This is a genomic window from Paraburkholderia sp. GAS32 (assembly GCF_050434225.1).
Taxonomy (GTDB): Bacteria; Pseudomonadota; Gammaproteobacteria; order Burkholderiales; family Burkholderiaceae; genus Paraburkholderia; species Paraburkholderia madseniana.
The window spans coordinates 91,008-104,520 of sequence record NZ_JBNPVS010000016.1 but is presented as its reverse complement, the minus strand read 5'-3'; the positions used below and the strand labels follow the sequence as shown (position 1 = coordinate 104,520).

Below are 13,513 nucleotides of genomic sequence, written 5' to 3'. Positions count from 1 at the left end.
TTTCAGGTTTTCCTCCAGCCGCGCCTCGTCGAGTCAGCGGCTGTCAATCGTGAACTGTGCCTGGTCAATCAGGTCCGGCCGATCTGTAGGGTACGGCCGATTCCGCACCGAGGTACTATCTGCATGTGGCAATGCGGCGCGATCAACTCCATATGCCCGCCCCGTAGCCTGCTTTCAAGTGTGACCGTGACCATGAGCTCAAATTCGAACGATGGCGAAAATAGCCCGCCGCCTCACCGCCGGCCATCAACTGATGGCAAGGAGACTCGCGTGACATTGAAAGGCAGCGAATTACCGGCAGGCCGTGTCGCGCCTGAAGACTACAAGACCGTCGAAGCAGCGCAGCGCACCCAGATTGACCGGCGCCGGTACCAGATGTATCCCCGTTTGACCGAAGCGCGGGTAGCCAAGGCGGCCCGCTTCGGAACGACGGAACACTGGAAGGCTGGCGACGTCATGTTTCGCGCTGGGGAGCAGAGCGAAGGCATGAGGATCCTGACTCGTGGAATAGTACATTTGATCGTACGAAACGGGTTTGGGCAGTCCCACCTTTTTCAGGAGGTCAGTGAGGGGCACTTTCTCGGAGAGACAGCAACCCTCAGCGGCAAGCCATACCTCGTTGATGCGATTGCCATTACCGACGTCGACGCGTTCCTCATCGCGCCTGAGCGACTCCGATCGCTTCTGATTGCGGAAGCACAGCTCGGCTCGGAGATCATGCGCGCGTTCATTCTCCGGCGCGTCGGATTGATTCAAGATGGTAGTGGTCCGATTCTGATCGGATCCTCAACTGACCCGAGACTCATCGTTCTTGCGGACATGCTACGGCGCACGAATCATCCGCATCGAATTCTTGATCCGGCCGCGGATGATGAGGCTCGCGATTTTCTTTCGAAACCACCGCACGTGAAAGGACCGATGCCGCTGGCCGTGCTGGTTGATGGCTCTGTCCTGCACAATCCCGATGAAACACTCCTCGCGTCGAAGCTTGGTCTGCTCTGCGGCTTCGATGAAGCCGTTACGCACGACATGATCATTGTTGGCGCCGGTCCGGCCGGACTTGCTGCAGCCGTGTATGCCGCGTCAGAAGGATTATCAGTACTGGTTTTCGATTCAAAGGGGTTTGGCGGACAGGCCGGCGCAAGCGCCAGGATCGAAAATTATTTCGGATTTCCAACCGGCATCTCCGGTCACGTTCTCGTTAGCCGCGCATTTGAGCAGGCAGTTAAATTCGGGGCGGAAATAGTCATACCTACCGAAGTGGCAAAACTGCACTGCACCGAATCGCCGTTGACGGTCGAACTTCGGGATGGTCGCTGCGCCCGTGCGAAGACGGTTGTTATCGCCTCCGGCGCCGCCTATCGTCGCCCTCAGATCAGGGGCCTCGATGAGCCTGGGATTCGTGGCGTCAACTATTGGGCGTCGTCGATCGAGGGCCGTCTCTGTCAGGGCTCGGAAATCGTGCTGGTGGGAGGGGGAAATTCCGCTGGACAGGCAATCGTCTTCCTGGCGAGCTATGCGGCACACGTACACGTGCTGATTCGACGCGAGAGCTTGCGCGAAACCATGTCAAGATATCTGATCGATCGCGTGAGCTCGTTCGCCAACGTGACAATTCATGGTAATTCTGCCATCGAGTCCGTCGTGTCTGACGAGGATGGTCTGACGGAGGTTCATTTCAATTCGGCGGGGAATCGCACACGAATCGAGACTCGCCACCTCTTTCTTTTTACCGGTGCTGAACCGGCCACTGGCTGGTTGCGTGGATGTGGCGTGGAGGTTGATGACAAAGGCTTTGTTATAACGGGCCGCACGGGTTCGACGGAGTCGACGGTCGCCCATTTTGCTTTCCAGACGAGTGTTCCCGGCATTTTTGCAATCGGCGACGTGCGCTCGACGTCGATTAAACGCGTTGCGTCCGCGGTCGGGGAGGGTGCCGCTGTAGTGTCCGAAGTCCATGCGCTATTGACGGCCGAATAGTGCCGATGCACCCATCATCCCTTTTTGCGTGTGTTTCGCTTCCGTGCAGAAGAACTACGTGACTGAAATACCGTCATGTCGGACAGGATGCGTTTGAGGATCTCGTCAGCTCCCTTGGAGAGAGGACGCCCAGTGCGCACGAGAACTCTCGCCTGCGCCGACGAAAACAGCGGATGATCGATGGTTCTCGAAATCAGGGTCCCCGCCTCAAGCTCGGCGCGCGCGGCAAACGTGGTTGCGAAAACAACCCCACGTCCCGCCTTCGCGAATCTGATCAGCACATGCAGGGAATTTACGGTGAGTACTGGCGCGAGGCGCAGATTTTCTGCGAAGGCAAGAGCCTGCATTAACTGACCAAGGCCGAACGCCACTGGCATGAGAGCAATTGGATAAGACAGTGCCTGATGGATAGAAATCGGCGTGCGGGTATCGCCCTGCGCCAGTGGATGATCCCGTGCGGCAAGCAGGACGACAGGTTCCGGGGAGCTCGCAAGGTATCGAATGTGCGGGGAATTGGGCGGATTGTATGCAATTCCGATATGCGCGATATCTTCTTCGACTTCGCTTACCACCTCGTTGACCGGTGCAACGTTCATTACTACATCCAGCTTCGGGTACTGCGCCGAGAAACTGTTCAGCACCTCGTCCAGGAAGTCATCGACGAAGCCCTCGCTGATGGAGATCCGAACCTGACCTCGCTGCAAGCCGCGCAACTCGTTTAATCTGCCCAGAAGATGCTCTTGCTGTGCCTGGCAAGCCCTCCAGTATTCCAGCAATTGATGTGGCGCCTCGGTCGGCGCTACGCCGCGGGGTTGCCTTTCAAACAGGACCATGCCGATTTCATCTTCCAGCAACTTGATTTGCCGCGTGATGACCGAAGCTGCCGTATTGATGCCGTCGGCAGCGCCGCGAATTGAACCGTGCTTCAGCACTTCGTGAAAATAACGAAGCCTACGCTGGTTTATCTCCCGCATGGCACAACTCCCCGCGTTGCTCAAAAGACAACGATAACGGTCTACAGTTGCTCTTGCAACCAGGTTTTTCGCGGGTAACGATGCAGGTACCAGAACCGCCGAATCCCCTGTCGAAACCGGAGCAATTCGATGTCTACGTTATCTTCTGCGTCACTCGTGAACGACGGGCGAGCTGTTTATCGTCGCATAGACCTGCACGTGTTACCGCTACTGGTGTGCTGCTATCTCCTCGCTTATCTTGACCGGATCAACATCGGATTCGCGAAGTTGCAGATGCAGTCCGACATTGGAATCACCGACGCGGTGTTCGGAGTTGGCGCCGGGATTTTCTTTCTTGGGTACATGCTTTTCGAAATCCCGAGCAATCTGCTACTACCTCGCCTCGGAGCGCGCAAAACGCTCAGCCGGATCATGGTGCTATGGGGACTCACATCCGCTGCGATGATGTTTGTTCACGATGTGCATTCCTTCTACATTTTGCGCTTCATGCTTGGCGTCTTCGAAGCCGGTTTCGCACCGGGAATGGTCTTTTATCTAACGCGCTGGTATCCGCAGGCTCGAATGGCACAGGTGATGGCTTTCGTTATGGCCGCTGCGCCTCTCGGCGGGATTATCGGGGCGCCTTTGTCGACGTGGATCATGGCCTCGCTTGCAGGTGTGCATGGACTCGCAGGTTGGCAATGGATGTTTCTCATCGAGGGCCTGCCCTGTGTTGCCCTCGGAGTCGTTACATTCTTCTGTCTGGACGATCGCATTGAATCGGCGCGATGGCTGTCCAGCGATGAGAAGACCTCGCTTTTGCAGGACATCGGAAGCCGGAAGGCAAGCCATGCAGGGTTTAAAGACGTCTGCACCGACGGCCGCGTCTACGCTATGGCACTGGCGTATTTTTGCCTTATATGTGGCATATACGCGGTCAGTTTCTGGCTCCCGACAATCCTGAGGTCGGCAGGCGTATCGGATCTCATGACCATCGGCTTCCTGTCAGCCATTCCCTATGGTTTTGCGGTGGTCGCGATGTGGGTGATAGGCCGAAGCTCTGATAAACGGATGGAGCGTCGCTGGCATAGCGCGGTCCCTGCAATTGTCGGCGCAATTGCACTGGCTATTTCGGCACTTACGATAGGCTCACTGTGGATATCGCTCGTCAGTATTACGCTGGCGACTGCTCTCACGTGGGCTGCGTACACGGTGTTCTGGGCCATGCCTTCGCAGCATCTGAAGGGGGACGTAGCGGCCGGCGGCATTGCGCTGATCAACACGATTGGGCTGGTTGGCGGATTTATCAGCCCGAGCATCATAGGCTGGGTAAAAAGCGCAACCGGGAGTATGCAGACCGCACTGTTGCCAACAGTTGCTCTGTTGGCGGTGGGAGCGTGCGTTCTAGCGCTTATTCGATCCAAACAGGAAGCTTGAAAGACGCCACGATGATGAAAATACTGATTGCCGGGTTCCAGCACGAGACAAACACGTTTGCGCCGTCCAGGGCGGACTATGAGAGCTTCGTCCGTGGAGAAGGATTTCCAGCCATGGTCCGCAACGAGGACGTATTCCAACTGCAAACAGTGAACATCCCTATCGGGGGATTTATTCAGGAGATGCAAGCGGAAGTACATCACCTGATTCCGGTCATATGGGCGGCGGCGAGTCCTTCGGCCCACGTAACCCGATCAGCGTATGAGCGAATTGCGGGAGAAATCGTCGACGCAGTCCGCGCCACCAGGGTCGACGCGATTTATCTGGATCTGCACGGAGCTATGGTCGCCGAGCATGTCGATGACGGAGAAGGCGAACTGCTGGCACGCATTCGGAACATTGTTGGCAGTGACATCCCGGTTGTCGCGTCGCTCGATCTGCATGCGAACGTAACGGAACAGATGCTGCGCAATGCAAGCGGCCTTGTGGCATACCGAACGTATCCCCACGTGGACATGGCCGATACCGGAAGGGCCGCGGCGCATCTACTGCGAAGGTTGATGGCGAGCGAAACGCCGGTCACGATGGTGTATCGGCGCATCCCGTTTCTCATTCCGGTGAATGCGATGTGCACGCTGCTTGAGCCGGCGCGCGGCGTCTACGAGCATCTGGTAGCGCGGGAAAATAAAGACGTATTGTCCATTTCGTTCACACCAGGGTTCCCTGCCGCCGATTTTCCTGAATGCGGGCCGATGGTCTGGTGTTACGCCTCCGAGCCTGCCCACGCGGATGCGGCGGTGGCAGCCATCTATGACGAAATCGTTCAGCGAGAGTCCGAATGGGCGGTTGAATTTCTCGACCCGGATGAGGCTGTGCGTGAGGCACAGCGAATCGCTTCCCGCGCGAGCCGTCCAGTAGTCATCGCCGACACGCAGGATAACCCTCACGGTGGCGCTGATTCAAATACGACGGGAATGCTCCGGGCACTGGTGCGCAACAAAGCTCAGGGCGCTGCGCTGGGCTTGATGTGGGACCCGGAAGTTGCTCGAATGGCTCACGAGGCGGGTAAAGGAAATGACATCACGGTAGCGTTGGGCGGCAAGTCTGGGGTCGCCGGTGATTTCCCATTCGAGGCGACCTTTCACGTTGAACACCTTTCAGACGGTAAATGTATCCTTGACGGTCCGATGATGCACGGCATGCACGTCGATGTTGGTCCAACTGTCTGCCTGCGCATTGATGACGTGAGAGTTGCGGTGAGTTCCGTTAAGGCACCGATGAACGACCGCAACCTTTTCAGAATGGCTGGCATCCAGCCTGAGAAAATGAAGATTCTGGTGAACAAGAGCTCGGTGCATTTTCGCGCGGACTTCGGTCCAATCGCCGAACGTATCCTCGTAGCCAAGTCTCCTGGTCCGATGGCAGCCGATCCGGCCGATCTGCCGTGGAAACGGCTAAGCGCCAGTACGCGTGTGCGCCCGGTCGCGAGTTTGAACTCAGACCGGGCAACGTCGATAATCTCCATCCAGACGAACGATTAGCCAACTTGTAGGGCGATTCAATGATATTGCGAGTACCTGATCTTTCCCGGTTTTCCAAAGCGCAATTGCGCGACGGACCCTCACCGATTCTGGCGCTGCCCAGATTGAGCAGGCACTTGGGCGGTGCCGAAATCTACGTCAAACGGGAAGACGTTGATGGCCTGGGGGGCGGTGGCAACAAGCTGCGCAAACTCGAATTTCTGATCGGTGAGGCGCAGGCCGCTGGCGCCGACACGATCATCACGGTCGGCGGCCGACAATCAAACCATGCGCGGTTGACTGCAGCAGCGGCGGCGCGCTTTGGAATGAAATGTGAACTGGTGCTCTCGCGGCTGGTTCCGATCGAAGACGACGACTACGTCGAAAATGGCAATGTGGTGCTGGACCGCCTCTTTGGTGCGCTCATTCACGACATTCCAGGGAACGTCAGCGCATTGCAGGTTGCGGAAGAGCGCGCCGCAACGTTGCGCCGCGAAGGACGAAACGTCTACGTGTGTCCACTCGGTGGATCGAGCCCGGTTGGCTGTCTGGGCTACGTCTCCTGTGCACTCGAGATTTTCGAGCAGTCGAGAGAATCCGGTATTGCCTTCGACCACATTGTTGTTGCAAATGGCAGCGGCGGCATGCAGGCGGGGCTTGTAGCCGGAGCGATCGCTGCTGGCGTGTCGCCAACGAAAGTGGTGGGGTATACGGTTCTTGCGCCGCTCGAAAAAGCCTATGCGATCACCTGCGAAAAAGTTCAACAGACGCTTGACCTGCTCGATTCCGGTCTCACGGTTTCCGGCGACGATGTTGTTCTCCAAGGTGACCAACTCGGAAGTGGCTACGGGCTCCCTACCAGTTCAATGCTCCGGGCAGTTACTCTTCTGGCCAGCCAGGAAGGTCTTCTACTGGACCCGGTTTATAGCGGCAAAGCCTTCGCGGGTGTGATTCAGAGCGTCGAAAATGGAAAATTCGGTGCGGGACAAAAAATTCTGTTTCTCATGAGTGGCGGTACCCCTTCGTTGTTTGCCTATCGCACCGCGTTTGAGCATGCCTAGCGCCAGTCCGTAGCCACGTCGTCGGGATCGACCAGTGTCAGTCCCGACGACGGCAGCGGCAAGGCCGTCTTGTAGCGCACCTGCTTGAGCGCAAAGCTCGAGCGAATGTTGGAGATGCCCGGAATCTTCGTCAGATGATCGACGATGAACCGCTCCAGCGTCTGCATGTCCGGCATCACCACACGCAGCAGATAGTCGGCGTCGCCGGTCATCAGATAGCACTCCATCACGTCGGGGCGCTCCGAAATCGCCTGCTCGAAGCGAGTCAGCGCGTCTTCCACCTGCTTTTCCAGACTCACCTGAATGAACACGTTGATGCGCAGCCCGAGCGGCTCCGGATTCAGCAGCGTGACCTGCTGCTTGAACAGGCCGAGCTTTTCGAGCGCGCGCACGCGGTTGAAGCAGGGCGTGGGTGACAGATTCACCGAGCGGGCCAGATCCGCATTGGTGATGCGCGCGTTCTGCTGCAACTGGCTCAGGATGCCGATGTCGATGCGGCCGAGTCGTCTGGGTGGCGTGGTCATAGAGTAAATATTCTGTGGTGTGGGCCGAATCCGGAATAAATAGCCTATCTCAGTGCAGGATCACAAGCAAATGAGATGCTCATTTTGTGAGCACATGGTTACCATTGACTCAATCGATTTTGAGCCGAACGCGTTGATGCGGGAGTGGTGCCATGACGGATTTGTCCAGCGGTAGCAAGCAGTTGCGGTCTTTGGATCTCCAGCGCGCGGAGCGTGCGGAGCCGGAAGATGCCGATCCGCAGGAAACCGCCGAATGGCTGGAAGCGCTCGATGCGGTGGTTGCGCACGTCGGCCGTGATCGTGCGCAGTTTCTGTTCGACAAGCTTGCGGGGCATGCGCTGTCGATGGGTGTGGAATCGGCGCGGACCAACGTCACGCCGTACCAGAACACGATTCCGTTCGATCAGCAGCCGCGCTATCCGGGCAATCTCGAACTCGAAGAACGTCTGGCCGGCGCGCTGCGCTGGAATGCGCTGGCGATGGTGGTGCGCGCGAACCAGGCGTACGGCGAACTCGGCGGCCATATCGCGAGCTATGCGTCGGCGGCGGATCTGTTCGAGGTCGGCTTCAACCATTTCTTTCGCGCCGCGGCGCCGGGCGGAGAGGAGGGCACGGGCGACCTCGTCTACTTCCAGCCGCATTCGTCGCCGGGTGTGTATGCGCGGGCTTACCTCGAAGGCTTTCTCTCTGAGGAACACCTGCAGCATTACCGTCGCGAGATCGGCGGGCCGGGGTTGTGTTCGTATCCGCATCCGTGGCTGATGCCGGACTTCTGGCAGTTCCCGACCGGCTCGATGGGCATCGGTCCGATCAATGCGATTTATCAGGCGCGCTTCATGCGCTATCTCGCCAATCGCGGCCTCGTGCAAACGGAAGGCCGCAAGGTGTGGGGCTTCTTCGGCGATGGCGAGATGGACGAGCCGGAATCGACCGGCGCGCTCTCGATTGCGGCGCGCGAGGGGCTCGATAACCTCGTGTTCGTCATCAACTGCAATCTGCAGCGCCTGGATGGCCCGGTGCGCAGTAACGGCCGCATCATCGACGAGCTCGAAGCGCACTTCATCGGCGCCGGCTGGAACGTGATCAGGGTGGTATGGGGCTCGGACTGGGACGCGCTGTTTTCACGCGACCGCACCGGCGCGCTGCTGCGCGCGTTCGCACATACCGTCGACGGCCAGTTCCAGACCTTCTCGGCCAACGACGGCGCGTACAACCGCGAGCGTTTCTTCGGCCAGAACCCGGAGCTTGCCGCGCTCGCCGCGCAACTGAGCGACGACGACATCGACCGTCTGCGCCGCGGCGGCCACGACGTGCGCAAGCTGCATGCGGCGTATGCGAAGGCGCTCGCGCATCGCGGCCAGCCAACGGTGATTCTCGCGAAGACGATGAAGGGCTTCGGCATGGGCACCTCGGGCCAGGGCCGCATGACCACGCATCAACAGAAGAAACTCGGCTTCGACGACCTCAAGGCGTTTCGCGACCGTTTCCGCCTGCCGCTCACGGATGAGGACGTCGAACAGGTGAAGTTTTACAAGCCAGCGGACGACAGCCCGGAGATGCAATACCTGCATGCTCGCCGGGCTGCCTTGGGAGGCTATCTGCCCAGAAGGCGGAGAGTGGCATCGACGGGGCTGATCGTCCCGCCGATGTCCTCCTGGGGGCAATTCGCGCTGGATTCGAATGGCCGCGAGATGTCCACGACGATGGCGTTGGTCCGCATGCTGACCGCGCTGCTCAAGGACAACGAAGTCGGCCCGCGCGTGGTGCCGATCGTCGCGGATGAAGCACGCACCTTTGGTATGGCGAACATGTTCCGGCAGGTCGGCATCTATTCGCCGCTTGGGCAGTTGTATGAGCCGGAAGACCTCGGCTCGATGCTGTACTACCGCGAGGACACCAAAGGCCAGATTCTCGAAGAGGGGATTTCGGAAGCGGGCGCGGTGTCGTCGTGGATTGCGGCGGCGACGTCGTACAGCGTGCACAACCTGCCGATGCTGCCGTTCTACATCTACTACTCGATGTTCGGCTTCCAGCGGATCGGCGATTTGATCTGGGCGGCTGCGGATCAGCGCGCGAGAGGTTTTCTGATCGGTGCGACGTCGGGCAAGACGACGCTCGGTGGAGAAGGCCTGCAGCATCAGGACGGCACGAGCCATCTGGCGGCATCGACGATTCCGAACTGCCGTGCGTACGATCCCGCGTTCGCTTACGAGGTTGCCGTGATCATCGACGAAGGGATGCGCGAGATGGTCGAAGAACAGCGCGACGTGTTCTATTACGTGACGGTGATGAACGAGAACTACGCGCAGCCTTCGGTACCCGGCGGCGATCTGGATGCGGTGCGCGACGGCATTCTGAAGGGGATTTATCCACTGCGTGCGACGGTATCGGAGCCGCAAGATGAAAACGCGGCACAGCTGCAACTGCTCGGCTCAGGCGCGATTCTCTGCGAAGTGCTCGCTGCGCAGCAGATGCTGAAAGAGGATTGGGGCATTGAGGCGGCGGTATGGAGCGTGACCAGCTTTACCGAGTTGCAGCGTGACGGCATGGCATCCGAGCGTCTTGCGCGCCTCGGCGAATCAGCCGATGCGCCGTACGTGACTACCGCGCTCGAAGCTTCCCGAGGCCCGGTGATCGCTGCCACCGACTACGTGCGCGCCGTACCGGAACTGATCCGCGCTTACATCCCACGCCGTTATGTGACCCTCGGCACGGACGGCTTTGGCCGCAGCGATACGCGCCAAGCGTTGCGAGAGTTCTTCGAAGTGGATCGGACCGCGATCGTGATTGCAGCATTGAAGGCGCTGTCGGATACCGGTGAGCTCGGTGCGATAACAATGAACGATGTGAGGGAAAGATATGGGCGTCTTACGCCCCCTGGCGCGGCGCCATGGAATTGTTGACGTCAAAGACCGTGGCTTTCTCGAGCGTACCGGCTTAAAGGTGTTCTCGCAGGAAACTTGCCTGCTCGGGAGACACCAGCAGGTAGAAGTCAGTGAGGGCACGCGCGGGGATAACGCGCGTGCCCTCACTGAAGTATTCGTCAGACGTCTGCACTATCTGCGCTACATCTTCACGACATCGAGCAAAGTCTTTTTGCCTGCCTTGTACTCATACAGCGAGATCGCACCGTGTTTGAGATCGCCGTGCGAATCGAAGGTCACTTCGCCGATCACGCCACGGTAATCGGTGCTCGGCATTTGAGCCAGGATCCTGGACGGGTCGGTTGAGTTCGCACGTTTCATCGCGTCGACTACGATATAGACAGCGTCGTAGGTGGATGCCGCATCGTACAGAATGCCTTGCCCGAAACGCTTCTCATACTTCGCCTCGAACGCCTTGCCGCCAGGCATCTTCTCGAGCGCCATGCCAGCTTCCGAGCAAACTATATTGTCGGTCGCGACGCCGGCGAGTTCGGCTAGCTTGTTGGTACAGACGCCATCACCGGCCAGGATCTTCGCACGCAAACCGAGCTGCTTCGCCTGCTTGGCGAGCGGGCCGCCCGTCGCGTCCACGCCGCCGTACATGATCGCATCCGGGTTTTCACCCTTGATCTTCGTCAGGATCGAGCGGAAGTCGACGGCCTTGTCGTTAGTCGCATCGCGGGACAGCACCACCATTCCTGAAGACTTCGCGGTCTTTTCGAACTCATCAGCGAGGCCTTGTCCGTAAGCGGTCGCGTCGTCGACGATCGCTACACTCTTGAGCTTCAGGGTTGTCGCAGCGTAGCGTGCTAGCACCGGCCCCTGATGTGCGTCCGTCTCGACCACGCGATAGGTCGTCTTGAAACCTTGCAGCGTATACGCGGGATTGGTCGCCGAAGGCGATATCTGCACGATGCCCGCATCGCTGTATACCTTCGACGCAGGGATTGACGTGCCGGAGTTCAGATGACCGACCACAGCAACGACCTTGTCGTCGACGAGCTTCTGCGCGATCTGCGTGGCCGTACGCGGATCGGCGGCGTCGTCCTGGGCGTCAAGCACCAGCGTGACCTTTTGACCGCCGATCACCAGTCCGCCAGCATTGATTTCTTCGACTGCAAGGCGCGCTCCGTTTTCGTTGTCTTTGCCCAGGTGGGCAATCGACCCAGTGAGCGGAGCGACGTGGCCAATTTTTATGGTCTCGTCGGCAACCGCGGCCGTAGCCAGCGTCGCAAACAGTGTGACTGCAGCGCTAATCGGCAGCAGATTGGTAATCCTAATTTTCATTTGCGTCTCCTTCCACCTTTGATTTTAGATTTCCGGGGCGAATGTCCCGTGCCGCCCTGCATGCGTCTTTACTTGGGTTTCTACTTGGGTCTTTACCTGGGTCTGACTTGCGTCTCTACTCAGTTGAACACCTGCAGTTGACGGATCATGATACGCGCGGGTCTGCGGAATTTTCTTCTGTTTCCGCCTCGGAGTTCATCGCCGGACAGGATGAACATTCCAATTCAGGTTAGGAAGACAGCGTCAGTCTGCCGGTATCGACGCTTTCGGTATCAAAATGAGTGATGCGGGAAGTTCTCCTGGATCTGGCATCTATCCAGACCCCAGCCGCTCCACTTATCGACCTGTCGGAATTTCTGGCGCCACCTCTGAGCGCGTGGCGCGCTTCGTCTGTTTACTACCCTTCGCAGCCCATGCGGTATTGCGCGTGATCAGAACCAGTATGCAGATTGCAACGACGCCGAAGCCAGCAACGAGTTGCATCCCACCTGCAAAGGAGCCGGTCGCATCCTTGATTGCCCCGATGGCGTAAGAATCGACGAACCCCGACACACTACCGACCGAATTGACGACCGCAATACCCGCCGCCACCGCACCGAGGGGAAAGAGGGCCGCCGGCAGTGTCCAGAAAATCGGCAACGCGGAAAACACCCCGAAGGCGGCGACGCAGAGCAGCGCGAGGCGTAGCACGGGCAGATCCGTGACCGTGGAGCCGGCCAGTCCTGCCACGGCCAGTACCAACGGCGTGACCAGATGAAAGCGACGTTCGCCCAATCGGTCCGATCTGCGCCCCCACCAGGTCATGCCGATGCCGGCTACAAAAAACGGAATCGCGGCCACGAAACCTGTCTGGACGATCGATAAGCCGAACTGGTGGACGATTTGCGGCAAAAAGAAGCTCAACTCGTAGTTCAGACCGACCACACCGAAATAGACAACGCCTAAGGCCAGCACCAATGGGTTTCGCATGGTACTCAACACGCCAACATGACCCGAGGAAACACCTGCGGTATCGGTAACCAGACTGCAAGCCAACGCATTACGCTCCGCATCGGTCAACCACGTGGCTTGCTCAGGGCGATCGCAGAGTATGCGGAGAACGAAAGGGGTGAGCGCAAGGGCCGGTAGTGTCTCGATGAGAAACATCCATTGCCACCCGTGCAGGCCCCCAAGACCGTCCAGTTGCATCAGCAGCCCCGACAGCGGGGCGCCGATCACACTGGCGACAGGCATTGCCACCAGGAAGCCGGCAATCATGCGGCCGCGTGCTTCAGCCGGCACCCAAAGAGACAGATAATAAAAGACCCCGGGAGCGAAACCCGCCTCGGCGGCACCCAGAATCAAACGCGCCAGATAGAGAGATTTCTCTCCCTGCACGAAGATCATAGCGCCTGACGCAAGACCCCAGCCGAGCATGAGCAACGCGAACCAGCGCCGCGCGCCGACACGTTCCAGCATGACGTTAGCGGGTACTTCGAGAATTACGTAAGTCACGAAGAAAATACCCGCGCCAATCCCAAATGCCGTGGATGACAGGCCAAGGTCCCGGCTCATTGTGAGTGCCGCGAAACCTACGTTGACGCGATCGAGCCACGCTATGACGAAACACGCAAAAAGCAGTGGAATGTAGCGGCGATTGATCTTTCGCAACGCCGACGCTAAGGGGTTCTCGTCATGCATGGTTATCTCCGGGGACTCATTTTCAGTTTCGGTGCCGCACTGGTTGCTTTGCCGGCGCGGCATTTCAGAATGTGCAAGTACAGACAGATCGACGTCGCCAGGCACCGCCCGCGCCATTTCGTCGGCGAATCGAGCGGATCGAGGCGG

The 13,513-nt window shown here is 58.7% G+C and carries 9 protein-coding genes; 5 read left to right on the top strand and 4 right to left on the bottom strand.

Annotated elements, in window-relative coordinates; genetic code table 11:
• Positions 1–270: 270 nt before the first annotated feature.
• Positions 271–1,980, top strand: a complete 1,710-nt coding sequence (locus P3T25_RS20525; RefSeq protein ID WP_429358829.1) for an FAD-dependent oxidoreductase — start codon at positions 271–273, stop codon at positions 1,978–1,980.
• A 14-nt stretch (positions 1,981–1,994) separates the two neighbouring features.
• On the opposite strand, the gene P3T25_RS20520 is transcribed toward P3T25_RS20525, so the two are convergent.
• Entirely contained in the window at positions 1,995–2,954 is a 960-nt protein-coding gene (locus tag P3T25_RS20520) for a LysR family transcriptional regulator (protein ID WP_429358828.1), read from the bottom strand.
• Between the two features lie 129 nt (positions 2,955–3,083).
• On the opposite strand from P3T25_RS20520, the gene P3T25_RS20515 reads away from it, so the two are divergent.
• The 3 genes from P3T25_RS20515 to P3T25_RS20505 are packed head-to-tail and all read left to right on the top strand — an operon-like array spanning position 3,084 to position 6,951.
• On the top strand, positions 3,084–4,370 hold the full coding sequence (locus P3T25_RS20515) for an MFS transporter (protein ID WP_429358827.1): 1,287 nt from the start codon (positions 3,084–3,086) through the stop codon (positions 4,368–4,370).
• A gap of 14 nt (positions 4,371–4,384) precedes the next feature.
• A complete protein-coding gene (locus tag P3T25_RS20510) occupies positions 4,385–5,911 on the top strand; it encodes a M81 family metallopeptidase (protein WP_429358876.1) in 1,527 nt (508 codons plus the stop codon).
• 20 nt (positions 5,912–5,931) lie between these two features.
• Entirely contained in the window at positions 5,932–6,951 is a 1,020-nt protein-coding gene (locus tag P3T25_RS20505) for a D-cysteine desulfhydrase family protein (protein WP_429358826.1), read from the top strand.
• On the opposite strand, the gene P3T25_RS20500 is transcribed toward P3T25_RS20505, so the two are convergent.
• A complete protein-coding gene (locus tag P3T25_RS20500; protein ID WP_429358825.1) occupies positions 6,948–7,475 on the bottom strand; it encodes an Lrp/AsnC family transcriptional regulator in 528 nt (175 codons plus the stop codon). The genes P3T25_RS20505 and P3T25_RS20500 overlap by 4 nt on opposite strands.
• A gap of 152 nt (positions 7,476–7,627) precedes the next feature.
• Between P3T25_RS20500 and mdeB the strand changes: the two genes are divergently transcribed.
• Positions 7,628–10,378, top strand: coding sequence for an alpha-ketoglutarate dehydrogenase (mdeB, locus tag P3T25_RS20495; RefSeq protein WP_429358824.1), 2,751 nt, complete (start codon positions 7,628–7,630; stop codon positions 10,376–10,378).
• Between the two features lie 162 nt (positions 10,379–10,540).
• Here mdeB and P3T25_RS20490 read toward each other — a convergent pair whose 3' ends face one another.
• Both P3T25_RS20490 and P3T25_RS20485 read right to left on the bottom strand, forming a co-directional pair.
• A complete protein-coding gene (locus P3T25_RS20490) occupies positions 10,541–11,686 on the bottom strand; it encodes a branched-chain amino acid ABC transporter substrate-binding protein (protein ID WP_429358823.1) in 1,146 nt (381 codons plus the stop codon).
• A gap of 336 nt (positions 11,687–12,022) precedes the next feature.
• Positions 12,023–13,366 (bottom strand): MFS transporter, encoded by a 1,344-nt coding sequence (locus P3T25_RS20485; RefSeq protein WP_429358822.1) that lies wholly within the window; start codon positions 13,364–13,366, stop codon positions 12,023–12,025.
• Positions 13,367–13,513: the final 147 nt, after the last annotated feature.

Coding starts and splice junctions, on each gene's coding strand:
- P3T25_RS20510 (WP_429358876.1), top strand. CDS start 4,385: ATGAAAATACTGATTGCCGGGTTCCAGCACGAGACAAACACGTTTGCG.
- P3T25_RS20500 (WP_429358825.1), bottom strand. CDS start 7,475: ATGACCACGCCACCCAGACGACTCGGCCGCATCGACATCGGCATCCTG.
- P3T25_RS20490 (WP_429358823.1), bottom strand. CDS start 11,686: ATGAAAATTAGGATTACCAATCTGCTGCCGATTAGCGCTGCAGTCACA.
- P3T25_RS20485 (WP_429358822.1), bottom strand. CDS start 13,366: ATGCATGACGAGAACCCCTTAGCGTCGGCGTTGCGAAAGATCAATCGC.
- P3T25_RS20515 (WP_429358827.1), top strand. CDS start 3,084: ATGTCTACGTTATCTTCTGCGTCACTCGTGAACGACGGGCGAGCTGTT.
- P3T25_RS20520 (WP_429358828.1), bottom strand. CDS start 2,954: ATGCGGGAGATAAACCAGCGTAGGCTTCGTTATTTTCACGAAGTGCTG.
- mdeB (WP_429358824.1), top strand. CDS start 7,628: ATGACGGATTTGTCCAGCGGTAGCAAGCAGTTGCGGTCTTTGGATCTC.
- P3T25_RS20505 (WP_429358826.1), top strand. CDS start 5,932: ATGATATTGCGAGTACCTGATCTTTCCCGGTTTTCCAAAGCGCAATTG.